The following is a 25266-nucleotide window of genomic DNA, read 5'->3' as shown; positions in this document are numbered from 1 at the left end:
CCTCGTCGTCCGTGCCGTCACGGTGCGCCGGGGCCACTGGCAAAACCTTGGCGAGACCTTGCCCGGACGCCGCGGATCCGCTACGCCTGAGTCAGGGAGGGGGCAGTCGTGGCGGAACTGCGGGTGCTGGGTGCCGTCGAAGCCGAAGCCGGCGGCACCCGGCTCGACCTCGGGCCCGCGCGGCAGCGTGACGTGCTCGCGGTGCTGCTCCTGGACGTCGGCCGGACGGTTCCCGTGGACCGGCTCATCGACCGCGTGTGGGGCGAGCGGCCGCCGCGGCAGCCCCGCAACTCCCTGTACGCCTACGTTTCGCGGTTGCGTGCGCTGCTGAGCGCGCTGGACGGGGTGACCATCGAACGCGAACGCGGCGGCTACGTCCTCACCGCCGACCCGTGGACGGTGGACGTCCACCGGTTCGAAAGCCTCCTCCGGCAGGCGCGGACGACGGCGGAGGACCAGGCTGCTCTCGCGCTGTACGACGAAGCCCTGGCGCTCTGGCGTGGGACGCCGCTGAGCGAGCTCGATTCTCCTTGGGTGGCCGAGGTTCGCCGTGAGCTCGAGCGCAAGCGCGAAGCGGCCGAACTGGACCGCGACGACCTCCGGCTCCGCACCGGCGCCCACGCCGAAGTGCTCGCCCGGCCCGTCCCCGACGGCGAACGGGCGGCGGCCCAGCGGATCGAGGCGCTGTTCCTCGACGGACGTCCGGCCGACGCACTGCGGGCGTACGAAGAGGTCCGGGCCCGCCTGGCGGACGAGCTGGGCGCCGACCCCGGCCCGCGGTTGCGCGGGCTGCACGAGCGGATCCTCGCCGGCGGCGGGCCGGAACCGCGGCAGCTGCCTGCCGCGGCGTCCTCGTTCTCCGGACGCACCGCCGAGCTGGCCGAGCTCGACCGGATGCTGGCCCGCCTCGGCGCGATCGCGGTGATCTCCGGCGCGGGTGGTCTCGGGAAGACGTGGCTGGCCGTGCGGTGGGCGACCGACCACGCGAACCGGTTCCCCGACGGCCAGCTGTACGTCGACCTGCGCGGGTTCGACCCGGCCCGCGAACCGGTGCCGCCCGAGCGCGCCGTCCGCGGTTTCCTCGGCGCGCTCGGTGTGGCGCCGGCGTCGATCCCGCCGGAGCCGGACGGGCAGGCGGCGCTCTACCGCAGCCTCACGGCCCGGCGGCGGCTGCTCGTGGTGCTGGACAACGCGCGGGACACCCGGCACGTGACGCCGTTGCTGCCCGGCGGATCGTCCTGTTCGGTGCTCGTCACCAGCCGGCACGAGCTCGGCGGCCTGCTCACCACGCACGCCGCGGAGGCGTTGCCGCTGGGCACCCTCGACGAAGGCCAGGCGCGGGACCTGCTCGAGGACAAGCTGGGTGAGGCCCGGCTGGCCGAAGAGCCCGAGGCGGCCCGGGAAATCCTGGACCGGTGCGGCGGGCTGTCGCTGGCGCTGGCGATCGTGGCGGCTCGCGTCGCGGCTCAGCCGGGACGGCAGCTGTCCACCCTGGCCGCCGAGCTGCGCGAAAGCCGGCTCGACGCACTGGACACCGGCGAGCTGACCGCGAGCCTGCGCGCGGTGTTCGGCGCGTCCTACCGCTCGCTCTCCACCGGCGCGGCCCGCGCGTTCCGCCTGCTGGGACTGGTACCGACGGAGGACATCGGACGCGCGGCCGCGACGGCCCTGCTCGGCGACGCCCGGCCCGTGCGGGAGTTGTGCGCGGCCCACCTGCTGGAGGAGCACCAGCCGGGCCGCTTCCGGATGCACGACCTCGTCAAGCTGTACGCGGCCGAACTGGTGGCGGTGTCCGACGACGCCGCGACCCGCCTCGCGGCGTCGACGAGGCTGTTCGACCACTACCTGAGCGGGGCGTCGGCGGCCATGGACCTGTTCTCACCGCACGAGCCCTACTTGCGGCCGCAGGTGCCCGGGCCGCGCCCGTCGTTCACGTCCGGCGAGGCGGCGCGCACGTGGCTGGACGCCGAGCGGGCCACGATGCTGGCGCTGGCCACCAGCGCCCCGGAAGCGTTGGCCGGGCACGTGGTCCGCTTGTCGGCGACGCTCTGGCGGTACCTGTACATCGCGGCCCACCACAATGACGCACTCGCGCTGCACACGACGGCGTTGGCACTGACCGGCCCGGGCACCCGCGAGCGGGGATTCGCAACCCACGCGGTCGGCATGACGTTGATCTTCCTGGGCCGGTTCGACGCGGCTGCCGAGCACCTCGAGCAGGCGCTGTCACTGGCGTTGCGGCAGCGGAGCGACCTGCTGGAGAGCATGACGCGCAACAGCATCGCCACGATCGACGACATCCGCGGCCGCCGCCCGGAGGCCCGCGAGCAGTACGACCTCGCCCTCGCGGCCGCGCGCCGGACGGGCCACGCGCTGCTGGAGGGAATAGCGCTGTGCAACATAGGAGAGCACCACCGCTGGTGCGGCGACCACGCTCAGGCGATCGAGTACCTGCACCAGAGCGGCCGCATCGCCCAGGACCTCGGATCAGCGGGCTTGGGTGGACCGGTACTGGCGGCCTTGGGTAGCGCGTACGCGGGTTTGGGGCGGCTGGAAGAAGCCGAGGACCACTTCCGCCGGGCGCTGGAGTTCGCACACGAAGGCGGGAACACGAACCTGGAAGTCACGGCCCTCAACGACTTCGCGGCGACGAAGACGGGTGCCGAGGCGATCGAGTTGTACGAGAAGGCGTTGGCGCTGGCCCGCCGGTCCGGTCATCTCCGAGAGCAGGCTTTGGCCCAACACGGGTTGGGCGTGGCCCACCTCGCGGCGGGGAACCACCCGGAGGCGGTGTCCAACCTGGAGGCGGCGCTGGCGGCGTATCGGGAGTTGCGCGCCCCGGAGGCCGAGGTGGTACGCGGTCTGCTCGCTGCCTACTGAATACTGTATACACTCTGTGAGCAATGATCGACACCCGCGCGGCGGTACCCGTTCGTGCTTGATCGACTATCGTTCCCCCATGACGCTGGAACTCACCGGCGGACCAGATTTCGCCGCCCAGGCACCGAAAAACTCTCGCTGGACCCGGCAGTACACGCATGCCGCGGTGACGTTCGGCTGCCCCGCCCGCACCTCCGAACGCACCCCGCGCGTGTGGAGCGGCCGGGGTCTGGGGCTGCCGGAAGCCGAGCTGGCGGGGTTTGCGGAGCAGCTGCGCCGCGTCATGAAGCACAAGGCCTACTGGATGGCCCGGGACGGCCGCAGGGGTGACGCGGCGGTGTGGTCTCCGGGGCGCTTCGACGACGAAGACGGCTTCGTGTACTTCGCCGGCCCCTGCACTCACGGCGGCCCATGGCCCGGCTACCGGCCGGCGCTGGCGTTCACGATCGCGCTCCCTTGCGTGCGCGGCCTCCGGATCCGGGTCGCGGCATACTTGGCCGGACGCGAGCGAATGCAGTAGACGGTATACCGTCGACCCCGTCCCCTGCAGATCTGCATGAACCCGCGCCGTGCCACCGTCAGCGGTATACCGTCGACTGTGCGAACCATCCTTACCGGCCAAGCAGGCGCTCTCGCAGCAGTCAGCGGTATACCGTCGACCGTGCGCACCATCCTCGCCAGCCGACCAGCACGAGCCGGCGCCATCGCCGCCGTCGTGAGCGGTATACCGTCGACCGTCCACGCCCTGCTCACCGGCCGTGACATCCTCGCCGCCACCCGCGCCGCCGGCACCCTGCTACCAAGACGACACAACCAGCCCGGCGTCGCCGCCGGGCTGGTCGCTCACGTGATCGTCTCCACCGGATGGACCGCCGTGCTCACCGCGACCGCCCGTCACCACCGGCTAGGCGCCACCGGTGGGGCGATCGCCGGTCTCATCATCGCGGCGCTCGACCTCGGGATCGCCGCCCACGCGTACCCCGCCGTGCAGGCGTTGCCGCGCGGGCCGCAGATCCTGGACCACCTCGTGTTCGGCGCCGTCGCCGGTGCGCTGCTCGGCCGTCCACAACGGACGGATCAGGGCACGACCTCGACGAGGTCACCCGGGTTCAGCGAGTTGTAGAACTTCACCGCGTCCGCGTGCGAAAGGTGCACGCAGCCATGGGACTTCGCCTTCAGGCTGCCCTGGTGGAACGCGACCCCGGTGGTGGTGAAGAACACCGAGTACGGCATCGGCCCGTTGAACTGCTTGCTGTAGTGGTCGATGTCCTTGTACTGCACGTGGAACTTCCCCAGCGGGGTCGGGTACTTCGGCAGCCCCACCGTGATCGGGACGCCGCCGTACGTCACGTTCCCGGCGCCGTCGGTCAGCCACGCGGTATTCGAACTTCGCTGGACGCAGGCCTTCGCTTCGGCACTGCACGGCGTCGATGCCGCTTCGGCCGTTCCCGCGAACGCCACGGTCCCCGCCATCGCGGCGACCCCGCCCAGGAGTGCGATCATCCTCCGGTACATCGTGTGCCTCCCGTTGTCGTTCGGCTACACAAAGAGAGTGCCCATCCGGGCGATCATCGAATCGGCGAAAACCCGGAAATCCGCCGAGATCAGTTCTGCGGCTGCGAAAGCCCGAGGAACTCGGTCTGCTCGCGGTCGTAGCGGCGGGTCAGGCCGGTGCCGTACCGGTCCCACCAGTTCTGCGTGTGGCCGCCCTGCGTGGTCGTCGTCCCGCCGTAGACCTGGCGGTCGTATTCGACGCGGGCGTCGCGGAACTCCTGCTGGAACTGCTCCGGCGTCAGCCCCTGCGCGTGCTGGATCGCCGCGTCGCTCAGCGTCCGGGAGCTGCGCACGATGTCGTCGCCCGCCATGTGGTTGAGGATCGCGCGGACGCCGCCGGCGCCGCGCATGTGGGCGCCGGACATGATCGCGGCCTGGGTGCCCGGGTCGGTGAAGTTGAGGGCGCCCGCCGTGCGGGCGTTGGCGGTCATCAGGTCGGCGACGACCGCGCGTTCCTCGGCGCTGCCGATCCCGTACTGCTCGCGCGCGGCGATGATCCGGTCGTAGCCGTTGTGCATGTTCTGCCGGAAGCCGTAGGCCTCGGGCACGCCGCCCTGCTCCCCCGTCGTGCCTTCGGACCGCATGATCGAGTCGACGACGCGCGGGTCCAGCTGCGGCGGCGCGGCGACCGCGGCCGCCGCTGCGGCGCCACCTCCGCCCGGCCCGCCGCCGTAGGCCTGGGCGACGTCGGAGTCGGCGGCGCGGTAGCCGTCCGCCGCCGTCTGGACGTTCTGGTTCACGTTCGTCAGCAGGCCGAGCAGCTTCTGGAGCGCGCTGCCGAGCGTCGAGTGCAACGCCGTGTTCGCGGCGGCGACCCCGCTGCCGATCCCGGCGAAGGACAGCGCGTCCAGCACCAGGCCTTCGAGGTCGCGGGTGGCGGACAGGAACGACGACCCGACGTCCTCGACCGCCCTGACGACCGCCCCCATCTCCGCCGTTTCGGCGCGGTAGGCCCCGGCACTCATGGTCTGCTCCCTCCGGACACCGGCTGTGCGCGTCGAGAATTCCCCACCGCGCCGCACCGGCCCACGGCCGAATTACCCACTGACCGCGGCAGGACTGCCCACACCGGCGCTAAGGTCGGGAGATGAGCGAAGACCCGAACGTGGTCGAGGGCGAAATCGTCGACGAGACCCCCACCGCGGCCTTGGCGGTCCCCTCGCCGCCGCTGCCGGACCCGGACTACAGCGAGGGCGGGGTGCCCAGCTTCGACTTCGTCCGCGACAAGATCGAAAACCGCTACACGACGTCACTGGGGTCGGTCGACGTCGCCGGCCTCGGCACCGACGACACGGCCGAGACCCTCGACAAGAAGATCGCCGACCGCGACCAGGCGGCGAAGGACAGGCTGGCCGAGATCCGCCGCTCCCTGCGCGGCGAGTGAGCCGCGCACCCGCCTGACCAGCCGCTCAGCAGGGCAGCCAGCGCATCTCCGCCGGCTGGTACCGGGCGATCGCCAGCAGGCGGTGCGGGAACACCGGCACCCGCCCGGCCAGCCCGGTGAGCCGGACCACTCGCTCGACGTCGCCGCCGGCGGGCACGATCAGGCAGCCCGCGACTTCACCCGTCCGGCACAGCTCGAACAGGTCGAGCAGCGCGTGCACGGCGTGGACCGACAGGAAGTCCAGCCGGCCGAGGTCGACGACCAGCAGCCGGGGCCACGGGAGCTCGCCCAACGCCGTCTCGAGGACCGTCGCCCAGCGCGGGGCCGTCGTGATACCCAGCTCGACGACGAGTGCGCCGCCGGAGCGTTCCGAGGCGATGTCGTCTTCGCGCATCGCGCCTCCCGGGAGCCGTCCCCGTCCCGGGCCCATGGTCGCACGGACGTCAGGCTTCCGTAATACCCGCGTGGAATCATGGGACGCCGGCGGCAGTTGTACCAGGCGGTAGCACCGCACGAGGAGAAGGAGTGACGCCGTGACCACGTCAACCGAAAGGGCCGTCCTGGCCGGCGGCTGCTTCTGGGGCCTGCAGGAGCTCTTCCGCCGTCAGCCCGGGGTGATCTCGACCCGGGTCGGTTACAGCGGCGGCGACGTCCCGAACGCCACTTACCGCAACCACGGCACGCACGCCGAGGCCATCGAGGTGGTGTACGACCCCGCGCAGACCACGTTCCGCGACCTGCTCGAGTTCTTCTTCCAGGTGCACGACCCCACGACGAAGAACCGCCAGGGCAACGACATCGGCCTGAGCTACCGCTCGGCGATCTTCTTCGAAAACGACGAGCAGAAGCGGGTCGCCGAGGACACGATCGCCGACGTCGACGCCTCCGGGCTGTGGCCGGGCAAGGTCGTCACCGAGGTCAGCCCGGTGGGCGACTTCTGGGAGGCCGAGCCGGAGCACCAGGACTACCTGCAGCGCATCCCGAACGGGTACACGTGCCACTTCGTGCGCCCGGGCTGGAAGCTCCCGAAGCGTGAGACGACCGCCTGACCCCGTTCCACCGAAGGCCCCTTCGCCGCGCTCGGCGAGGGGGCCTTCGTCGTCTCAGCCCAAGCCAAGATCACCCGAACGGCGGTGATCCACCTCGAGTCCAGTATGGACGATCGCGCAATCGAATCCCAATGATGAACATTGTCCTTTTTGGGAGTTATTGCGTCCGGTAGATAAGACCGTACGTTAGTCGCTTGTTCACGAGGCTTCGGCACCGGATCCTGATTTTCGTTCCACGGCAACATCTCTCGTCCCCTTGTTCAGACCCGGCCACGAACCCGGGTCTGGTTCACCCTGCCCGGAGGGAATCCTCGATGGATCTGAGACGTCCTGTCGTCTTGGCAGCAACCGGCGTCCTCGTCGGCGCGCTGTGCATCACCGGCACCGCACAGGCCCAACCCACCCCGAACGCCGCCCCGAACGCCGTCCCCAGCGCCCAGGCCCAGGCCGTGTCCGCGGCCGCCGGGCTCGTGGCGAGCAGGCCGGCCGCGCTGCACGCCAGCGCGGACGACGTTTTCCTGGCTCAGAAGGCGATTTCCGCCACCAACGGGCTCCAGTACATCCCCTACGAGCGCAGCTACAAGGGCCTCCCCGTCGTGGGCGGCGACTTCGTGGTCGCGACCAACTCGACCGGCCAGGTGCTCGGGACCTCCGTCGCGCAGGACCAGACCATCAACCTCGCCACCACCGGCGCCAAGGTGACGAAGGCCGCCGCCGAAGCCACCGCGCGGCAGCAGCTGTCCGCCGTGGACAGCGTGAGCCCGGCCGAGCAGGTCGTCTTCGCCCTCGGCGCGCCGACGCTGGCCTGGAAGAGCACGGTCGTCGGCCGCGACGCCGACGGCCCGAGCCGGCTCGACGTCATCGTCGACGCCGCCACCGGCAAGGTCCTCCACACGCAGGAGCACGTCCTGCACGGTGACGGCACCTCGGCCTGGAACGGCCCGAACCCGGTGCACCTCGACACCACGCACTCGGGCAGCACGTACTCGCTGAAGGACCCGACCATCACCAACACGTCCTGCCAGGACGCGGCCAACAACACCACGTTCAGCAAGACGACCGACAGCTGGGGCAACGGCAACGCCACCAGCCGCGAAACCGGTTGCGTCGACGCGCTGTTCGCCGCCCAGACCGAGAACAAGATGCTCTCGCAGTGGCTGGGCCGCAACAGCTTCGACGGCAACGGCGGCGGCTGGCCGATCCGCGTCGGCCTGGCCGACGAGAACGCCTACTACGACGGCACGCAGGTCCAGATCGGCCACAACTCGCAGAACCAGTGGATCGGCTCGATCGACGTCGTCGCGCACGAGCACGGCCACGGCATCGACGACCACACCCCGGGCGGCATCTCCGGCAACGGCACCCAGGAGTTCGTCGCGGACGTCTTCGGCGCCTCGACCGAGTGGTTCGCGAACGAGCCCGCTCCCTACGACGTTCCGGACTTCCTCGTCGGCGAGCAGATCAACCTGGTCGGCTCCGGCCCGATCCGCAACATGTACAACCCGTCGGCGCTGGGCGACAAGAACTGCTACGACAGCTCCGTCCCCAACGGTGAGGTGCACGCGGCCGCCGGCCCGGGCAACCACTGGTTCTACCTGCTGGCCGAAGGCACCAACCCGAGCAACGGCCAGCCGACCAGCACGACGTGCAACAGCTCGTCGATCACCGGCCTCGGCGTGCAGAACGCGGTCAAGATCTTCTACAACGCGATGCTGCTCAAGACCTCCGGCAGCTCGTACCTGAAGTACCGCACCTGGACGCTGACCGCGGCGAAGAACCTGTTCCCGGGCAGCTGCACCGAGTTCAACACCGTCAAGGCGGCGTGGGACGCGATCAGCGTGCCGGCCCAGTCGGCCGACCCGACGTGCTCGGCGACCGGCACGGTCACCGTGTCCAACCCGGGCAACCAGAACACCGTGACCGGCGCTTCGGTGAACCTGCCGCTGTCGGCTTCCGGCGGCACCGCGCCCTACACCTGGTCCGCCTCCGGCCTCCCGGCCGGCCTGTCGATCAACGCCTCCACCGGCACGATCTCGGGCACCGCGACCACCGCGGGCACCTCGAACGTCACGGTGACGGCGAAGGACTCGGCCGGCAAGACCGGCACGGCGTCGTTCACCTGGACCGTCGGCACCACCGGCGGCTGCTCCGGCCAGAAGGTCGCCAACGGCGGCTTCGAGTCGGGTGCCACCAGCTGGACCGGCGACACCGGCAGCATCGGCCAGTGGGCGTCCTCGGGTGAGGCGGCGCACGGCGGCACCTACAGCGCCTACCTCGACGGCTACGGCTCGACCCACACCGAGGCCGTCGCCCAGTCGGTGAGCATCCCGGCGGGCTGCCACGCCAGCCTGACGTTCTACCTGCACATCGACACCGCGGAAACCACCACCACGACCGCCTACGACAAGCTGACCGTCTCCAACGGCAGCACGACGCTGGGCAGCTACTCCAACCTGAACAAGAACACCGGGTACGCCCTCAAGACCATCGACGTCTCGTCGGCGGCCGGCGGCACCCTGGCGCTCAAGTTCAGCGGCACCGAAGACAGCTCGCTGCAGACCTCGTTCGTCGTCGACGACGTGGCCGTCACCCTGAGCTGAAGCTAGCGCACTGAGGCGGGGAGGCCGGGAAACCGGTCTCCCCGCTGCTGCGTTTCCCGGAGGGCGCTCGGCGGCTCAGGGATAAACCCGGAGGACAGACCGGGCAGCGTGGCCTAGCTTGTCGGTGGTCACCTGAAGGGGGGAGCCGACATGCCGGCACCGGAACCGGGCCTCGCCGTCCGGGTACGCGGGCTCGTGAAGACCTACGGATCGACGCGCGCGCTCGACGGCGTCGACCTCGACATCCCGGCCGGGCAGGTGCTCGGCCTGCTCGGCCCGAACGGGGCCGGGAAGACCACGACCGTGCGGATCCTGACCACGCTGCTGCGGCCGGACTCCGGCGAGGCGTGGGTGGCGGGCCACGACGTGCTCGCCGAGCCGGACGCCGTGCGGCAGCGGATCGGGCTGTCCGGCCAGTACGCGGCCGTCGACGAGAACCTGACCGGGTTCGAGAACCTCTACATGGTCGGGCGGCTCTACGGCCGCAAGAAGGCCGCGGCCCGCTCGCGCGCCCGGGAGCTGCTGACGCGGTTCCGGCTCGAAGAGGCCGCCGACCGGCCGGCGAAGGGCTATTCCGGGGGCATGCGCCGGCGGCTCGACCTGGCCGGCGCGCTGGTCGCCGAGCCGGCCGTCGTCATCCTCGACGAGCCGACCACCGGCCTCGACCCGGGCGGGCGCCTCGACACGTGGGCGGTGATCAAGGAGCTCGTGGCCGACGGCACGACGGTGCTGCTGACCACCCAATACCTCGAAGAAGCCGACCAGCTCGCCGACTCGATCGTGGTGATCGACCACGGCCGGGTGATCGCCCGCGGCACGGCGGACGAGCTCAAGGCCCAGACCGGCGGCGAGCGGCTGGAGCTGGTCGTCGCCTCGGCCGCGGACCTGCCGGCGACGCTGGCCGTGCTGCGCGAGGTCGGCACCGGCGAGCCGGCGGGCGACGACCACACGCGCCGGGCCGAAATCCTGGTCGACACCGGGCCGAAGGCGCTGATCGAGGCCCTGCGGCGGCTCGACGCCCAGGGCATCACGGTCCAGGACGTCGGGCTGCACCGCCCGACGCTCGACGACGTCTTCCTGTCCCTGACCGGCCACGGCACTTCCGCGGCCGAGGAGGTTGCGAAATGAACGCGCTGGCGAAGGGCATCTCCGACGGCGGGATCGTCACGTGGCGCAACCTGATGAACGTCCGCCGCAACCCCGACTGGCTGATGGCGGCGACCCTGCAGCCGATCATGTTCGTCCTGCTGTTCGCGTACGTCTTCGGCAACGCGATCGGCGGCGAAGCGGGCGGCGCGGCGTACCGCGAGTTCCTGATCGCCGGGATCTTCGCCCAGACGGTGGCGTTCAACTCGGCGTTCACGGTGATCGGGTTCGCCAACGACCTGCAGAAGGGCATCATCGACCGGTTCCGTTCGCTGCCGATGTCCCGCATCGCGGTGGTGCTGGGCCGCACGACGTCGGACCTGGTCGTGAGCGTGGTGGCGCTGGTGGTGATGTCGCTGTGCGGGCTGCTGGTGGGCTGGCGGATCCGCGGCAGCGTCTGGGACGCGCTGCTCGGCTACCTGGTGATGCTGATGTTCGCGTGGGCCCTGTCCTGGGTCGGCGCGCTAATCGGCCTGGCGGCGCGCAGCGTGGAGGTGGCGCAGAGCCTGGGGCTGATCTGGATGTTCCCGCTGAGCTTCATCTCCTCGGCGTTCGTCCCGACGGGGACCCTGCCGCCGTTCCTGAAGGCGATCGCGGACTGGAACCCGTTCACGGCGGTGATCAACGCGACGCGGGACCTGTTCGGCAACCGGTTCGGGCCGCAGCAGACGGGCTGGCCGGCGGAGCACGCGGCGCTGTACGCGATCGTGTGCTGCGTGGCGATCATCGCGGTCTTCGCCCCGCTGGCCACGGCGAAGTACCGCCGGGTGGCGAGCAAGTAGGCAGTCCGAAGAGGACTGGTTCAGTCCTCTTCGGACAGCTCCACGATCGGGATCACCCGCTTCGCCTGCCGCGCCTTGGCCTGGTGGTCGGCCAGGAACGGGTACTCCTCCTCCAGCTCCGTCCAGGTCCGCACGTAGTCCGCCCCGAGCAGGGGCAACGCCTCCGCGTCGAACTCGTGGCCGTCGACCTCGACGTGCACCCGCGAGTCGGCGTCGAGGTTCAGGTACCAGTCCGGGTGGCGGGGCGCGCCGATGTTGGACGCCACCACCAGCCACCGCGGCCCGTCGCGGTGGACCATCAACGGGACCGTGCGTGGCTCGCCGGACGTGCGGCCCGTCGTCGTCAGCAGGGCCAGGCGCTCCCGGTGCATGCCCTCCACTTCGCCGCCCGCGCGGAACTGCTGGATCACCCGGCGATTGGTCTCCCGGATGTCCATGGTCACCGGTCGTAGTAGCGGGTCGGCGGGTCCTGCTGGGTCCACTGCCGGCGGGTCGGCGGCGGCGCCGCCGCGTTGGTCTGCTGCGTGCGACGCCGGTGCAGGGTGCGGGCGCTGGCCGCCATGCTGTTCACCACCGCCGCGATCACCAGGCCGATCACCAGGTTGATCACCGCCGTGGCGATCTTCGCGCTCGGCGTCACCGTGAGCGTCAGCGGCAGCACCACCGCGATCAACGTCACCAGCACCATGATCCAGCCGAAGAACTGGGACGGCGCCGGCGTCGCCACGCTCAGCAGGTGCATCAGCCCGGTGGCGAGCAGGGCCACCGCGGCGGCGACCAGCGCGTACGTCGTGGTGCTCGCGTTGCCCCAGACGCCTTCGCCTTTTGGGGCGAGCACTTCGACCTCGAAGATCCCGCGTGCGATCAACAACCCGACGACCGCCAGCAGGGCCGCCACCACCGCCGTCGCCACGCCGCCCGCCCACAGGCGGCGCGCGTCGATCCCCGGGCGGACGTCCTGGGGCTGGTTCCCGTAGTAGTCGGACATCAGTGCCTTTCCTGGGTCGGCCTTCCTGGGTCGGCTGCGCCTCTCCCCCCGATTGTCCCCTGTTTCGGCCCCGTCCGCGATTTGCGCTGGAGCGCACTCCAGCTCGTAGCGTCGGAGGCATGACCACCGCACAGCACAAGATCGGTTCGGGCTTCGGCGCCACCACCACGGCCGCCGAAGCCGTCGCAGGCGTCGACCTCACCGGGAAGCTCGCCGTCGTCACCGGCGGTTACTCCGGGATCGGCCTGGAAACCACCCGCGCGCTGGCCGGCGCCGGCGCCCACGTCGTCGTCCCGGCCCGCCGCCGCGAGATCGCCGAGGAAGCGCTCGCCGGGATCGCGAGCACCGAGGTCGACGAGCTGGACCTGGGCGACCTCGACAGCGTCCGCGCCTTCGCCGAGCGCTTCCTGGCGACCGGACGGCGGATCGACCTCCTCATCGCCAACGCCGGCGTCATGGCCTGCCCCGAGACCCGCGTCGGCCCGGGCTGGGAGGCCCAGTTCGCCACCAACCACCTCGGCCACTTCGCGCTGGTCAACCGGCTGTGGCCGGCCGTCGCCGAGGGTGCCCGCGTGGTCTCGCTGTCCTCACGCGGCCACCACTACTCGCCGATCCGCTGGGACGACGTCCAGTTCGAAACCGGTTACGAGAAGTGGCAGGCCTACGGGCAGGCGAAGACGGCCAACGTCCTCTTCGCCGTCCGGCTCGACGAGCTCGGCGCCGAAAAGGACGTCCACGCGTTCGCGCTGCACCCGGGCGGCATCATGACGCCGCTGCAGCGGCACCTGCCGCGGGAGGAGATGATCGAACGCGGCTGGATCGACGAGGCCGGGAACTACCTGGTGAAGTTCAAGACGCCCGAGCAGGGCGCCGCGACGACGGTCTGGGCCGCGACCTCGCCGCAGCTGGCCGGGCTCGGCGGGCTGTACCTGGAGGACTGCGACGTCGCCGAGCTCGCGCCGGACGACGCCGAGGGCCTCGCCGCGTCGGGTGTCCGCCGGTACGCCGTCGACCGCGAGCAGGCCGCGCGCCTGTGGACGCTCTCGGCGCAGCTCACCGGCGTGGACGCGTTCGCGCGGCCCTGATTGTCACGCCGGCGGGCCCCCGGACGATACTTTTCCCGTGATCTTCCGACGTTTGCCGAGCACGGGTCCGGGGTACCTGGCGCCCGTGGCCGACGAAGCCGGGAGAACGGGGCGCCCGCCGACTGACGACGGGGCGGAGGTCACCCGTGGCCGCTACGCACTGGGCGAGTTCACCATCACCCCGCGCAGCGCCCTCGACGACGAGCGGCCCCCGGGTCTGCTGGGCGGCCGCTACGAGGTCGGCAGGCTGATCGGCAGCGGCGGCACCGCCCGCGTCTACCGTTCCTACGACGTGCGGCTGAACCGCGAGGTCGCCGTCAAGATCTACGACCGCGACGCGGTCGCGCTCGACCAGCGGCGCCGCCTGCGCGAGATGACGATCCAGGGCAGCATCAGCCACCCGGGCGTGGTGGCGCTGCTGGACAGCGGCACCGAACACGGCCGGACGTACCTGGTGATGCAGCTCGTCGAGGGCGAGAACCTCGCGGAGCGCCTGCTGGGCGGCCCGATGCCCGCGGCGGACGTGACGGCGCTGGCCGACGGGCTCGCCGAGGCGCTGGCCCACGTCCACGCGCAGCGGATCGTGCACCGCGACCTCAAGCCGGCCAACGTGTTCCTGTCCGCGGACGGTCCCCTGATCGGCGACTTCGGCATCGCCCACGCCCTCGACACGACCCACATCACGGGCACGGGCCTGATCCCGGGCACGGCGGCGTACCTGGCACCGGAGCAGGTGTCGGGCGAACCCGCGGGCCCGCCGGCGGACGTGTACGCGCTGGGCCTGATCCTGCTGGAATGCCTGACGGGCCAACGGGAGTACCAGGGAACGATGGTCGAGGCGGCGATGGCCCGGCTGACGAGACCACCCCGCATCCCGGAGGACGCACCGGCGGCCCTGGGCTACACGTTGCGCCGGATGACGCAACGTGAACCGGCCGACCGCCCGACGGCCGCGAAGGCGTTGGACATGTTGCACGCTCCCCCGCCGGCGTCGCCGTGGACCCGGACGGAGCGCAGCCCCCGGTGGCGCCGCCGTTCGGCTGCGGGTGCGGTGGCTGCGGGCGGTGTGGGGGCGGTCGCGGGCTCGGCGGAGTCTGGTGGGGCCGCGGAGGCGGTGGCCGCGGACTCGGCGGGGAATAGCTGGCCCGCCGCCGGTGCGACGCCGATCGCCGACCAGACCGACCACGGTGGGCCCGCGGAGGCGGTGCCGGCCGCCGGTGCGGCCGCCGCTGCCGCTATGGCATCGGGCGCAGACTCAGCGGGATACGAATGGCCCGCCGCCGGTGCGACGCCGGTCGCCGACCAAGCCGACCAGGGTTGGCCCGCAGGAGCGGTCCCGGGCGCCGGCGCAGCGGCCGCCGCAGCGCCCACAGAGCATGATCGGCCCGGCACGGCACCGGGCGCCGGCCAAGCCGACCGCAGTCGGCCCGCATCCGGGGCCACTTCGGCTGCCGACAACGCTTCGGCCTCCCACCCCGCCAACCACGGCTGGACCGCCGCCAGGCCCATCGGCCACACGCAGCCCCTCGGCAACACGCCGACCCGCGTCCACGACGTCCCGCCGGCCCCTGCCGACAGCCGGCGGCGTCGGCGGCTGGCCGTTGCGGGCGGGCTGACCGCCGCCGCCGCGGCTGTCGTTGCCGCGGTGCTGCTGGTCCAGCCCGGATCCGGGACCGGCACGCCGTCCCAGCTACCCGGCGCGAACTCGCCCGCCGCTTCCTCGACACCCGCCGCTTCGACCCCGCTCGCCGAAAACGGGAACCGGTTACCGCACCCCGGCTCCGGCGGCGCGGGTCCGCAGCCGGGTACCAGCGCACCCGCCTCGCTCGAGCCGGCCGCCGTCACCAGCGGAACCCCGGCGACCGTCGCCGGGCCGACCTCCGGCGCCCCGTCGTCCGAGGCCACCCAGCCTTCGGACGGCGGCCAGCCGTCGGACGCCGGACAGCCGTCGAAGCCGGGCAAGCCCGAGAAGACCACCCCGCCCGGCCAGACCAAGGGCAAGGGCTCCGGCCAGACCACCTGAGCCGGGGCACGCGGGACCTCCGGCGCGCGAAACCGGGCCCAATGGCCCTGGTGCGGAAAACGGCCCGAAACAGCGGGTAATTCGATTCAGTGAATCCGGACTCGAACCAATAACGACAGGTAACCGCAGCGGCGTTCGGCCCGACTCCCTCCACGGTGCGGCCGCCGGGAATCCCCTCCCGGACGGTCCGGCGAACATTCCCCGGAGGTCTGGATGAGTGTCCAAGCTGCCCTCGCGCGGCCGGTTTTCCGCACGTCGAGCGGACGGCACGCCAAGCCGCGTCCCGCGTGGCCGCGGGTCGCCGGCCGGGCAGTTTTCCTCGCCGCCGCCGTGATCTGCGCCGTCGCCGTCTTCGCTCTCGGGTGGTCGCCGGTGCTGCTGGCCGTGCCCGCCGCGGCGTTCGCGCTGATCGTGGCCGGTGTCGCGAAACTGCGGGCCGCGAGCTCGAAGATCGACACGATCCTCGCCGAAGAACTGCCGGAGATCTGAGCGGGACGCGTCACCGCAAATCGAGCCACATGATCCGCAACCCGACGTCGCCGGCCACCGGGTGGCGGAACGCGCCGGGCGCCGTGCCCAGCGTCACGAATCCCAAACTCTCGTAGAGGCGGATCGCGGGCGTGTTCACGTCGACGACCGCGTTGAACTGGATCGCCGCGAAACCGCTCCGCCGGGCCCAGCCGATCAGGTCCTTCGCGAGTGCCCGGCCCACGCCCGTGCCGCGCGCCTCCCTCGCCACCATCAGGCTGCCCGAGGCGACGTGGCTGCCCGGCCCCGGCCGGTTGGCGTACATGTTCGCCGTGCCCGTCACCCGGTCGCCGTCGACGGCGACGACCACCCGGGCCGGCGGAGCGAGCAGCCACATCCCGCGGGCGGCGCGCTCGGTCATCGCCGGGTCGTACGGGAACGTCCGCTGCTCGGTGCCGACGTCGTGGATGATCGGCCAGATCGCCGTCCAGTCGCCGTCGCGGGCTTCGCGGATCACCGGGGCCGTCACCCGGCCATCGCCGCGCAGAGTTCCGGCACGACGGTCTCGATGTCTTCCCGCAGCACGAAAGCGGCGTCCTCGTCGTACGGCGTCGGTTCGCGGTTGACGACGACCAGCGTCACCCCGGCCCGCACGGCGACCGTGCACAGCGACGCCGCCGGTTCGACCTGCAGCGAACTGCCGATGGCGACGAAGAGCCCGCTCGCCGCCTCGATGTTCCTCGCGTGGCCGAGGACTTCGCCGTCCAGCATCTGTCCGAAGAGGACGACGTCGAGCTGGAGGATCCCGCCGCAGTGGGGGCACGCCGGGTCGTCGTCGCCGTTCTCGACGCGCGAGAGCACCTCGGGCGTCGGGAACCGGGCCGGGCAGCCGGTGCACCGCGTGGTGCGCATGGTGCCGTGCAGTTCGAGGACCTTCCGCGCGGCCAGCCCGGCCCGCTGGTGCAGGCCGTCGACGTTCTGGGTGAGCACCCGGACGGCGACCCCCGCGCCGTCCAGCCCGGCCAGCGCGCGGTGGGCGGCGTTGGGTTCGGCCCGCCAGGCCGCGTGGCCCGCGTAGGTGCGCCAGAACTGACGGCGCACCGCCGCGTCGGCCAGGAAGTTCTTGCGCGTGAAGGCGTTCGCGGCGCCCGGCGTGCGCGTCCAGACGCCTTCGGGGCCGCGGTAGTCGGGAATGCCGGACGCGGTGGAGATGCCCGCACCGGTCAGCGCGGCGATCCGCCGGGCACCGCGGATCCGGTCGATGAGCTTGCCGTCCATACCGGCGGAGGGTAGTGGTTCGGTGCCGGTGGCACGATCGGATTTCGGTGATCACCGGAGGCTGTCCGCTCACTCCCTCCGCAGCCGCAGCGCCAGTGCCGGGCACGCCGCCGCCGCGCCGCGGGCCTCCGCCAGCAGCTCCGCGGGCACCGGACCCGAGGCCACCACCGGGTAGCCCCACTCGTCCAGCCGGACCAGTTCCGGCAGCAAATCCGCGCACAGCCCGTGCGCGCGGCACCCGATCGGGTCGACCGTCACCTTCATGCCACACCCGCCGGGACCCGGCACCGGCCGGCGGCCTGGTGCGCTCGGACGTCGGCGCCGAAGACCTGCACCGCGCTCGCCGCCAGGCGGGCCGCGCCGTCGGGGTGGGCGCACGCGCCGCGGCCGGTCAGCAGCGGGAGGCGGCGGGCCAGCCGGGCCGAGGCGGGGCCGCCGCGGAGCAGCTCGGCGAAGTCCGCCGCGATCGCGGGCAGGCCGAACGTGCACGGCCCGCACTGCCGGGCCGACTCGGCCGCCAGGAACGCCAGCACCCGGGCCGTGTACTCGAGCCCGCAAGCTCGCGCCGGAAGCGCGTACACGGCCGCGATTCCGGTTACGCCACCGTCGAAGTCCGCCGTCCACGTCCCGCCGTAGCCGCCGGCGAGCACCGCCTGCACCGGCTCCGCTTCGCCGCCCGCCGCGGCGAGGATCCCGGCCACCGGCGTTCCCGCGGCCACCTCGACGACGCCGGGGCGCCGGACCGCGCCGGTCACCGTGACCAGCTCCGTCCGGGACGCGCGGTAGTGGTGCGGGCCCAGCAGGACCACCGACGCCAGCTGCGCCAGTGTCTCCACATTGGACACGAGGGTGGGGCGGCCGCGCACGCCGCGTTCGGCGGGCCGGGGCCGTTTGCCGCGCGGTCGCGCGTCCCCCGACGTGAGGTACCGGACGAGCGCGGTCTCCTCACTGGCGACGTACCGGCGCGGCACCTCCGCGATCCGCACCGGCACCCGGTCGTCGCGCTCGGCCAGGGCCGCGGCGACGCTCGGCAGCGCCGGGCTGCCCGCGTGCACGCAGAGGACGGCCTCGGCGGCGCCGGTGGCGTGCGCGGCCAGTTGCAGGCCGTCGAGCACGAGGTGCGGCGAAAGCGTGAGGAGTGCAACGTCTTTCCGGCTGAGCGGATCGCCTTCACACCCGTTCGCGACGGCGATCGAGCGTTTCGACCGCGCCGCGCGCAGCTTCACCGCCGCCGGGAAGCCCGCACCGCCGCGGCCGCGCAGGTCCGCCGCCTCGACGGCCTCGATCAGCCGGTCGCGGCCGTCGTCGCCGTGGTAGGCGACCCACGGCAGGACGCCGTTGTGACGCCGGTGGCCGGCCAGGTCGAGCCGGTGCGGGGGCAGGATGCTCATCGGATGCCTCCCAGGGCAGCGGATTTCGAGGTGCGGTACCCGACGGAGCCGAGCACCGCCAGCACGCACACCACGTCGAGCGCGACGATCCAGCCGTACGCGGAGTCGTTCTCGGCCATGCCGAAGCCGTGCACCAACGCGACCGGCCAGCACAGGTACGCCAGCCAGTGGACGGCGCGCCACGCCCGTGCCGGCAGGCGGGTGCGCACGAGGCTGGTGACGACGATCGCGAGCAGCAGGTCGATCGCGACGGCGCCGAGCCCGACCCACAGCGGCCGGTAGCCGGCGCCGAACGGGACGACGACGTCGAGCCAGCCGAGCGGAACGTAACCGTCGAGGACCGCCGAGGCGATGTGCGCCGCGAGGAACGCAAGGCTGGTCAGCGCGAGGTTGCGGTGCACGGCGGCAACGGCGAACCGCGGCCACTCGCGCGTGGCGAACCGGCCGGCGCCGAGCGCGCCGAGGACGACGACGCCGGTGAAGAGCACCAGTGAGACGAGCCCGCTCGCGCGGCTGAAGTACCAGATCATGCCGCTTTCCGTTCTCCGGGCCAGCCCGGCGTGGTGACGACGTCGCCGTCGACGCCGACGAGCCGCGCGGGCAGGTGCCGCCGCTCGAGCCAGCCGGGTGCGGCCGCCCCGAGGACGACCGCCGCGGTGCTCGCGGTGTTGGCGTCCACAGTGGACTTGGCGGCGACGGTGACGGTGCGCCAGCGCGGTTCGGGCACGTCCCCGGTGCGCGGGTCGACGATGTGGTGGACGACCCGGCCGCCGTGGCGCCACCGCCGCCGGGTGGTGCCGGAGGTGGCGAGCGCCCCGTCCCGGTGGAGCGCAACGGTGGTAGCGGGATGGGCGACGGCCTCGGCGTGGTCATCACCGAGCGCAACGAGCCACCCGCCGGACGGCGGCGGCCCGGCGGCCCGGAGATCGCCGCCGAGGTTCACGAGGACCCCACAACCGAAGGCGGCGTGGATCCGCCGGGCGCCCCGGTCGGCGGCGAGGGCCTTGGCGGTCGCGCCGAGATCGAGGTGGACACCGCGAGGGAGGACGACGAGCCGTTGGACGGGGTCGAACAGGACGCGGTGCCAGCCGGGTGCGGCCTCGCGGATCGCTGCACCGGCCGGGTCGCCTCGGTCACCGGCTGCGCCGGTGACCGGCACACCCGCCGGATCGGGGACAGTCCGGCCAGGGTTGCTCTTCGCCGGAGGAGCGGTTGCGTGGTGCGGGCGAGCGGCAGCCTCGCCGCAGAACGCCGCCGGACCGGGACGCTCACCGGCTGCGCCGGTGACCGGCACACCCGCCGAATCGAGAGCAGTCCGACCGGACTCCCCCTCCGCCGGAGGAGCGGTTGCGTGGTGCGGACGAGCGGCAGCCTCGCCACGGAACGCCGCCGGACCGGGGTCGCTCTCCGCAGGAGGAGCGGCTGCCGTGTCCCGATCACCGGCCAGCAAAGCGAAATCACGGTCGTACCCCAGCTCCCGCACCGCCGCGCCCACCGTCGGATCGACCAGGCCCTCCGTCAGCCGGGCCGCGCGCAGCGCCACGGCCAACGCCTCCGCCAGCAACGACCCCACCCGGACCTGCCGACCCGCCGCCGCATTCAGCCGCGAGATCTCCGAATCCTCGCGGAACCGGCTGCACGCCGAATCGATCGCCGCCAGTTCCTCGCGCAGGACCGCGGTCGCCTCCCCCAGGCGGGTGGGGTCCGTCAGCAGCAGCTCCGCCGTCGTGCCCAGCGCCGGGAACGCCGTGGTCACGACGCGCCCGAGCCGGTGTGGGCGTGGCCGGATCCGCTGGTCAAGCCGCTGTCCGGCGCCTGCAGCTGGTCTCCGGAATCACTCGAAGTAGCCGAGGCCGTCGACAGGCCGAAGCCGATGGCGCCGACGGCCGCCGCGCCCAGGACCGCGGCGGTCGCCGTGGCCAGTGCGGCCCGGCGGCGTCCCTGTGCGCGGCGGGCGGGTCCGGCCGGGGTGGTGGGTTCCATGGGGTCGAGTGTCGGCTTCGTTCCTTTGAAGGAGCTGGGAGCGACCTGTCAAACCCCTGGCGCACCAACCAAAGGAGGTTGACACCGGAAAGGCGTTCACCCACTCTTTCCGTTGTCCGCCGGAGGTTTCCTGGTGTTCACGAGCCGGACCACGACACGGCACGTCCCGGCTCCCTGCCGTGGACATCATGAGGCGCCCTCACCCGCCACCGTTGGAGGACCCATGATCCGCAAGCGGATCTTCGCCGCGTTCGCCGCCGCCACCCTGGTCACCGCCGGTGTCGTCGCCGCGGCCGTCGTCACCGGAACGGCCGAGCCGGCCGCGATCCGGCCGACCGCGTCGACCGTGCCGTCGTTCGACCACATCGTCCTGGTGATGTTCGAGAACAAGAAGTACTCCTCGATCAACGGCAGCTCCAGCGCGCCCTACCTCAACACCCTCGCCTCCCAGAGCGCGAAGTTCACGAACTCCTTCGCGATCACCCACCCGAGCCAGCCGAACTACGTCGCCCTCTTCTCGGGCGCGACGCAGGGCGTCACCGACGACACCTGCCCGGCCGACCTCGGCGCCAAGGCCAACCTCGGCCGTCAGCTGATCGACGCCGGCAAGACCTTCAAGGGCTACTCCGAAGCCATGCCGTCGGACGGCTACACCGGCTGCTCCAGCGGCACCTACCGGCGCAAGCACAACAGCTGGGTGGACTTTTCGAACGTCCCGGCCGCGAGCAACGTGCGGTTCTCGAGCTTCCCGAGCGACTTCACCCAGCTGCCGACCGTCGCCTTCGTGACTCCGGACATGTGCAACGACATGCACGACTGCAGCATCGGCACCGGCGACACCTGGCTGAAGAAGAACCTCGACGCCTACGCCCAGTGGGCCAAGACGCACAACAGCCTGCTGATCGTCACCTTCGACGAGGACAGCGGCACCTCGGTCAACCAGATCTTCACGACGTTCACCGGCGCGGGCGTCAAGGTCGGCAGCTACAGCGAGTCGATCAACCACTACACCGTGCTGCGCACGATCGAGGCGTCCTACGGCCTGGCCGGCATCGGCAACGCCGCGAGCAAGTCGCCGATCACCGACGTCTGGCAGTAACCGCGTGTACCTGTCCACCATCGGCCGCCGAGAGCATGCTGGGACGGTGTCCCGGCGCAAGCTCTCGGCGGTCGGCGCGAACGTCTTCGCGCTGGGTGCCGTCAGCCTGGTCACCGACGTCTCCTCGGAGATGGTCACCGCGGTCCTGCCGGTCTACCTGGTGCTCGGCCTGCACCTCGGGCCGGCCGCCTACGGCCTGGTCGACGGCCTCTACACCGGCGCGACGGCCCTGCTGCGGATCGTCGGCGGGTACGTCGCCGACCGCGTCCGGCGGCGCAAGGTCGTGGCCGGCGCCGGCTACGCGCTGTCCGCGGTGGCGAAGCTCGGCCTGCTCGCGGCCGGGGCGTCGGCGGCCGCGATCGGCGCGGTCATCACGCTCGACCGCACCGGCAAGGGCCTGCGGACGGCGCCGCGCGACGCGCTGATCACGCTCTCGGCCCCCGAGCCGCTGCTCGGGCGCGCCTTCGGCGTGCACCGCGCGATGGACAGCGTGGGCGCCTTCGCCGGCCCGCTGGTCGCGCTCGCTGTCCTCGCCGCCTTCGGGGCCGCCGACCCCGAAGCCTTCGACGCCGTGTTCGTCGTCAGCTTCTGCATCGCCGCCATCGGCGTGCTGCTGCTGGTGCTGTTCGTCCGCGACCGGCGGACGCCGAAAACCACCGCGAACCCGGTCTCGCCCCGCGCTGCGGTGGCGTTGCTGCACGGCCGCGGCGTGCGCCGGCTGCTGGTGGCCGCGAGCGTGCTCGGTCTGGCCACGGTGGGCGACGGGTTCGTCTACCTGCTCCTGCAGCACAAGGAGGACATCGCGACCGGCTGGTTCCCGCTGCTCGCGGTCGGCACGAACCTCAGCTACCTGCTGCTGGCCGCGCCGCTGGGCGCACTCGCCGACCGGGTCGGGCGGCTGCCGGTGGTGCTCGGCGGCTACGGCGCGCTCGCGCTGGTCTACCTGCTGCTCGCCGGGCCGGTGTCCGGCTGGCCGCTGCTGGTGGCCGCGCTGGCGTTGTACGGCGGGTTCTACGCGGCGACCGACGGCGTCCTCATGGCCCTCGCCGGGCCGCTGGTGCCGGAGTCGTTGCGCACCACGGGAATCTCGCTCGTGCAGACCGCGCAGGCGCTCGCCTACTTCGCCTCGTCCGTCCTCTTCGGACTGGCGTGGCAGTTCTGGGGCGCGGACCTCGCCATCGCGGTCGCCGCGGGCGGCGCCGTGGTCGCGATCGCCGCGACATTCGCGGTATTGCGGAAGGCGGCGGCGTGAAGACCCGGATCATCGTCGCGGTCGTCGGCGTGCTCGTGCTCGCCGGGGCCGCGGTCGCCTACGTCGGGTTCGCGAGCGCGCGCAGCCACGACGTCGCCGCGACCGGCGCGGTGAGCCTCGCGCCCGGCCCGCGGCTGCTGTTCCGCAGCACCGCCGACGCCGACCGCGGGCACGTCGCCACGGTGCCGGTCACCGACCCCGGCGGCCCGCGGACGGTGTCGCCGCTGTCGTGCGCGCGGGTGTACGCCGCCGGCGGCACCGGGCTCTGCCTGCGCCAGGACGGCGACCTCACCACCTACCAGCTGGCGGTGCTCGACCGCGGGCTGGGCGTGCAGCGGGAGATCCCGCTGGTCGGGCTGCCGAACCGGGCGCGGGTGTCGGCGAGCGGCCGGATGGTCGCGTGGACGGTGTTCGTCACCGGCGATTCCTACAACGGCGGCCTGTTCTCCACCCGCGCCGGCATCCTCGACACGGCGACCGGCGACCTCGCCGGCACGCTGGAGGACTACGCGGTGACGCTCGACGGCCGGCCCTACCAGGCCGCCGACCTCAACTTCTGGGGCGTGACGTTCACCCGCGACGACCGCCACTTCTACGCGACGATGTCGACGGCCGGCCGCCGCTACCTGGTCGCGGGCGACTTCGCCGCCCACACCGTCCGCACGCTGCACGAGAACGTCGAGTGCCCGTCGCTGTCCCCGGACGGGACGCGGGTGGCGTTCAAGTCCGCCGTGGACGGCGACCCGGCGCGCGGGTGGCGGCTGTCCGTCCTGGACCTGGCGACGTCGAAGGTGACACCGCTGGCGGAGACCCGCAGCGCCGACGACCAGCCGGCCTGGCTCGACGACCGCACGATCGGCTACGGCCTGCCCCGCGGCCCGGGCCATGCGGACGTCTGGTCGGTCCCCGCCGACGGCTCGGGCGCGCCCCGGCTGCTCATCCCGGACGCGGAGTCCCCGGCGGCGCTGTGATCGGCGGTCCGCTGGGAACTCACCCGGCGGGAGATCCTACGGTGGCCGGATGACGTTCTTCGTGGTGCAACGGAACGGCCGGACGGCGACGGCCGAGGACCTGGCGCCGCTCGCGTTCGCCGGCTACGCCCACTTCACCGCCATGCAGGTGCGCGGCGGCCGGGTGCGCGGCCTCGACCTGCACCTGGCCCGGCTGCGGTCGGCCTCGCTGGAGATGTTCGGCCGCGCGCTGCCCGACGACCGGGTGCGCTCGTTGCTGCGGACGGCGCTCGCCGCCGGCCCCGCCGACGTCTCGCTGACCGCGACGGTGTTTTCCCTGGCCGTGGAGCCTGCCGCGGAAGCGGAACCGGAGGTGCTGGTCCGCACCGGACCGCCGGCTGCCGGGCCGCCGGGACCGCTGTCGCTGGCGATCAGCGAGTACGAACGGTTCCTCCCGGCGCGCAAGCACGTCGGCGAGGTGGCCAAGACCTACCTGCTCCACCGGGCGGTGGCCGAGGGCGCGGACGACGCGGTGTTCGTCGACCGCCGGGGCCGGTTCACCGAAGCGACCATCTGGAACATCGCGTTCTGGGACGGCACCGCGGTGGTCTGGCCCGACGCGCCGATGCTGCCCGGGGTGACGATGGGCATCGTGCGCCGGCAGCTCGACCGCCTCGGCGTGCCCCAGCACGTCCGGGAAGTCACCGTGGCCGACGTGGCGGACCTGGCGGGTGGTGTGGTGCTGAACTCGTGGACGCCGGGGGTGGCGGTGCGGCGGATCGGTTCCGTGGAGCTGCCCGAGGCGCCGTCGTTCCTGGAGCTGCTGCACCGGGCGTACGAGGAGGAGCCGCTCACCGCACCGTGAGGCGCGGTGGAGCCGGGCGGCTCAGTCCAGGTGGCGCAAGCCGTCCAGGATGCGGCGCATCAGGTCCGTGTCCGGGGGCGCGAAGGCGAACCGCGGCGCCGGGAACCCGGCGGTCGCCGGGGCCGGTGGCGGCAGGATGCCCGCCACGCGGCACGGCAGCCGGGGCGGCGGGGCCGGTTCGCGCCGCGTCTGCGCCGGGATCGGCAGGGTCGGCAGGGCGACCGTGCCCGCGTCCGCCAGCTTCCGCGCCGCCAGCTCGCGGCGCAGGCGCGACTGGATGCCGGCCACGGTGAAGTCCGGTTCCGAGTCGGCCACGGCTCCGGCCCGGCGCGGCCGCCGCTCCAGGGCGATCGCCCAGGCCGCCGCGGCGAAGGCGGGCAGCAGCAGCCCGGCGACGATCGCGAGACCCGGCAGGTCGACGGCCATCAGGCGGCCCCGGGCACAGGTAGGAGCATGACGATCACTTCCGGACGGACGGTTCTTCCGCAG

At 72.5% G+C, this 25266-nt stretch carries 28 protein-coding genes; 15 read left to right on the top strand and 13 right to left on the bottom strand.

Features of this window, described 5'->3' with window-relative positions; translation table 11 throughout:
* Positions 1–108 precede the first annotated feature (108 nt).
* From ACLJPY_RS41250 to ACLJPY_RS41240, 3 genes are all read left to right on the top strand, one after another.
* Positions 109–2880: a tetratricopeptide repeat protein gene (locus ACLJPY_RS41250; RefSeq protein ID WP_410596408.1), complete on the top strand. Its 2772-nt coding sequence runs from the start codon at positions 109–111 to the stop codon at positions 2878–2880.
* Positions 2881–2959: 79 nt separating this feature from the next.
* Entirely contained in the window at positions 2960–3400 is a 441-nt protein-coding gene (locus tag ACLJPY_RS41245) for a hypothetical protein (protein WP_410596407.1), read from the top strand.
* 141 nt (positions 3401–3541) lie between these two features.
* The gene (locus ACLJPY_RS41240) at positions 3542–4003 is read left to right on the top strand and encodes a hypothetical protein (RefSeq protein ID WP_410596406.1); all 462 of its coding nucleotides are present in this window, start codon (positions 3542–3544) and stop codon (positions 4001–4003) included.
* Here ACLJPY_RS41240 and ACLJPY_RS41235 read toward each other — a convergent pair.
* Complete coding sequence (locus ACLJPY_RS41235) at positions 3958–4383, bottom strand: L,D-transpeptidase (protein ID WP_410596405.1); 426 nt, start codon at positions 4381–4383, stop codon at positions 3958–3960. The two genes, ACLJPY_RS41240 and ACLJPY_RS41235, sit on opposite strands and share 46 nt — an antisense overlap.
* A 101-nt stretch (positions 4384–4484) precedes the next feature.
* Complete coding sequence (locus ACLJPY_RS41230; protein ID WP_410596404.1) at positions 4485–5399, bottom strand: hypothetical protein; 915 nt, start codon at positions 5397–5399, stop codon at positions 4485–4487.
* Positions 5400–5521: 122 nt separating this feature from the next.
* Here ACLJPY_RS41230 and ACLJPY_RS41225 point away from each other — a divergent pair, with 122 nt between their 5' ends.
* Positions 5522–5818 (top strand): hypothetical protein, encoded by a 297-nt coding sequence (locus ACLJPY_RS41225; protein WP_410596403.1) that lies wholly within the window; start codon positions 5522–5524, stop codon positions 5816–5818.
* A 25-nt stretch (positions 5819–5843) separates the two neighbouring features.
* Here the strand turns inward: ACLJPY_RS41225 and ACLJPY_RS41220 are convergent, their stop codons facing one another.
* Positions 5844–6212: an STAS domain-containing protein gene (locus tag ACLJPY_RS41220; RefSeq protein WP_410596402.1), complete on the bottom strand. Its 369-nt coding sequence runs from the start codon at positions 6210–6212 to the stop codon at positions 5844–5846.
* A gap of 139 nt (positions 6213–6351) precedes the next feature.
* On the opposite strand from ACLJPY_RS41220, the gene msrA reads away from it, so the two are divergent.
* The 4 genes from msrA (at position 6352) to ACLJPY_RS41200 (ending at position 11395) form a co-directional block, all read left to right on the top strand.
* Positions 6352–6867: a peptide-methionine (S)-S-oxide reductase MsrA gene (gene msrA, locus ACLJPY_RS41215; RefSeq protein ID WP_410596401.1), complete on the top strand. Its 516-nt coding sequence runs from the start codon at positions 6352–6354 to the stop codon at positions 6865–6867.
* Positions 6868–7181: 314 nt separating this feature from the next.
* Complete coding sequence (locus ACLJPY_RS41210) at positions 7182–9467, top strand: M4 family metallopeptidase (protein WP_410596400.1); 2286 nt, start codon at positions 7182–7184, stop codon at positions 9465–9467.
* Positions 9468–9617: 150 nt separating this feature from the next.
* Positions 9618–10595, top strand: coding sequence for an ATP-binding cassette domain-containing protein (locus ACLJPY_RS41205; RefSeq protein WP_410596399.1), 978 nt, complete (start codon positions 9618–9620; stop codon positions 10593–10595).
* Complete coding sequence (locus ACLJPY_RS41200; protein WP_410596398.1) at positions 10592–11395, top strand: ABC transporter permease; 804 nt, start codon at positions 10592–10594, stop codon at positions 11393–11395. Before ACLJPY_RS41205 ends, ACLJPY_RS41200 begins: the two co-directional genes overlap by 4 nt.
* A 20-nt stretch (positions 11396–11415) precedes the next feature.
* Here the strand turns inward: ACLJPY_RS41200 and ACLJPY_RS41195 are convergent, their stop codons facing one another.
* Positions 11416–11832 (bottom strand): nitroreductase/quinone reductase family protein, encoded by a 417-nt coding sequence (locus ACLJPY_RS41195; protein ID WP_410596539.1) that lies wholly within the window; start codon positions 11830–11832, stop codon positions 11416–11418.
* 2 nt (positions 11833–11834) lie between these two features.
* Entirely contained in the window at positions 11835–12383 is a 549-nt protein-coding gene (locus ACLJPY_RS41190) for a DUF6069 family protein (protein WP_410596397.1), read from the bottom strand.
* 119 nt (positions 12384–12502) lie between these two features.
* Between ACLJPY_RS41190 and ACLJPY_RS41185 the strand changes: the two genes are divergently transcribed.
* The 3 genes from ACLJPY_RS41185 to ACLJPY_RS41175 all read left to right on the top strand — a co-directional run bounded on the left by ACLJPY_RS41185 (position 12503) and on the right by ACLJPY_RS41175 (position 15980).
* Positions 12503–13468, top strand: coding sequence for an SDR family NAD(P)-dependent oxidoreductase (locus ACLJPY_RS41185; protein ID WP_410596396.1), 966 nt, complete (start codon positions 12503–12505; stop codon positions 13466–13468).
* 37 nt (positions 13469–13505) lie between these two features.
* Positions 13506–15491, top strand: coding sequence for a protein kinase domain-containing protein (locus tag ACLJPY_RS41180; protein WP_410596395.1), 1986 nt, complete (start codon positions 13506–13508; stop codon positions 15489–15491).
* A gap of 213 nt (positions 15492–15704) precedes the next feature.
* Positions 15705–15980 (top strand): hypothetical protein, encoded by a 276-nt coding sequence (locus ACLJPY_RS41175; RefSeq protein WP_410596394.1) that lies wholly within the window; start codon positions 15705–15707, stop codon positions 15978–15980.
* A 10-nt stretch (positions 15981–15990) separates the two neighbouring features.
* Here the strand turns inward: ACLJPY_RS41175 and ACLJPY_RS41170 are convergent, their stop codons facing one another.
* The 7 genes from ACLJPY_RS41170 to ACLJPY_RS41140 all read right to left on the bottom strand — a co-directional run bounded on the left by ACLJPY_RS41170 (position 15991) and on the right by ACLJPY_RS41140 (position 20611).
* Entirely contained in the window at positions 15991–16488 is a 498-nt protein-coding gene (locus ACLJPY_RS41170) for a GNAT family N-acetyltransferase (RefSeq protein ID WP_410596393.1), read from the bottom strand.
* Positions 16485–17237, bottom strand: a complete 753-nt coding sequence (locus ACLJPY_RS41165; RefSeq protein WP_410596392.1) for an SIR2 family NAD-dependent protein deacylase — start codon at positions 17235–17237, stop codon at positions 16485–16487. The genes ACLJPY_RS41170 and ACLJPY_RS41165 overlap by 4 nt, the downstream gene beginning before the upstream one ends.
* A 69-nt stretch (positions 17238–17306) precedes the next feature.
* Positions 17307–17501, bottom strand: coding sequence for a ferredoxin (locus tag ACLJPY_RS41160; RefSeq protein ID WP_410596391.1), 195 nt, complete (start codon positions 17499–17501; stop codon positions 17307–17309).
* A complete protein-coding gene (locus ACLJPY_RS41155) occupies positions 17498–18628 on the bottom strand; it encodes an NADH-ubiquinone oxidoreductase-F iron-sulfur binding region domain-containing protein (protein WP_410596390.1) in 1131 nt (376 codons plus the stop codon). Before ACLJPY_RS41155 ends, ACLJPY_RS41160 begins: the two co-directional genes overlap by 4 nt.
* On the bottom strand, positions 18625–19158 hold the full coding sequence (locus tag ACLJPY_RS41150; RefSeq protein WP_410596389.1) for a ferric reductase-like transmembrane domain-containing protein: 534 nt from the start codon (positions 19156–19158) through the stop codon (positions 18625–18627). The genes ACLJPY_RS41155 and ACLJPY_RS41150 overlap by 4 nt, the downstream gene beginning before the upstream one ends.
* Positions 19155–20384: an FAD:protein FMN transferase gene (locus ACLJPY_RS41145; protein ID WP_410596388.1), complete on the bottom strand. Its 1230-nt coding sequence runs from the start codon at positions 20382–20384 to the stop codon at positions 19155–19157. Before ACLJPY_RS41145 ends, ACLJPY_RS41150 begins: the two co-directional genes overlap by 4 nt.
* Positions 20381–20611, bottom strand: coding sequence for a hypothetical protein (locus tag ACLJPY_RS41140; RefSeq protein WP_410596387.1), 231 nt, complete (start codon positions 20609–20611; stop codon positions 20381–20383). Before ACLJPY_RS41140 ends, ACLJPY_RS41145 begins: the two co-directional genes overlap by 4 nt.
* Before the next feature lie 223 nt (positions 20612–20834).
* Here ACLJPY_RS41140 and ACLJPY_RS41135 point away from each other — a divergent pair, with 223 nt between their 5' ends.
* The 4 genes from ACLJPY_RS41135 to ACLJPY_RS41120 are packed head-to-tail and all read left to right on the top strand — an operon-like array spanning position 20835 to position 24777.
* Positions 20835–21710, top strand: a complete 876-nt coding sequence (locus ACLJPY_RS41135) for an alkaline phosphatase family protein (RefSeq protein WP_410596386.1) — start codon at positions 20835–20837, stop codon at positions 21708–21710.
* Positions 21711–21714: 4 nt separating this feature from the next.
* Positions 21715–22962 carry an MFS transporter gene (locus ACLJPY_RS41130; protein ID WP_410596385.1) on the top strand — a complete coding sequence of 416 codons (1248 nt, stop codon included), beginning with the start codon at positions 21715–21717 and terminating at the stop codon, positions 22960–22962.
* Positions 22959–23933, top strand: coding sequence for a TolB family protein (locus ACLJPY_RS41125; protein WP_410596384.1), 975 nt, complete (start codon positions 22959–22961; stop codon positions 23931–23933). Before ACLJPY_RS41130 ends, ACLJPY_RS41125 begins: the two co-directional genes overlap by 4 nt.
* 49 nt (positions 23934–23982) lie before the next feature.
* Positions 23983–24777, top strand: a complete 795-nt coding sequence (locus tag ACLJPY_RS41120) for an aminotransferase class IV family protein (RefSeq protein WP_410596383.1) — start codon at positions 23983–23985, stop codon at positions 24775–24777.
* Positions 24778–24798: 21 nt separating this feature from the next.
* On the opposite strand, the gene ACLJPY_RS41115 is transcribed toward ACLJPY_RS41120, so the two are convergent.
* Positions 24799–25203: a hypothetical protein gene (locus tag ACLJPY_RS41115; protein WP_410596382.1), complete on the bottom strand. Its 405-nt coding sequence runs from the start codon at positions 25201–25203 to the stop codon at positions 24799–24801.
* Positions 25204–25266 lie beyond the last annotated feature (63 nt).

It is taken from the genome of Amycolatopsis sp. lyj-23, assembly GCF_046549135.1.
Taxonomy (GTDB): Bacteria; Actinomycetota; Actinomycetes; order Mycobacteriales; family Pseudonocardiaceae; genus Amycolatopsis.
The sequence above is the reverse complement of the archived record's forward strand: the minus strand, read 5'-3'. Positions and strand labels throughout refer to the sequence as shown.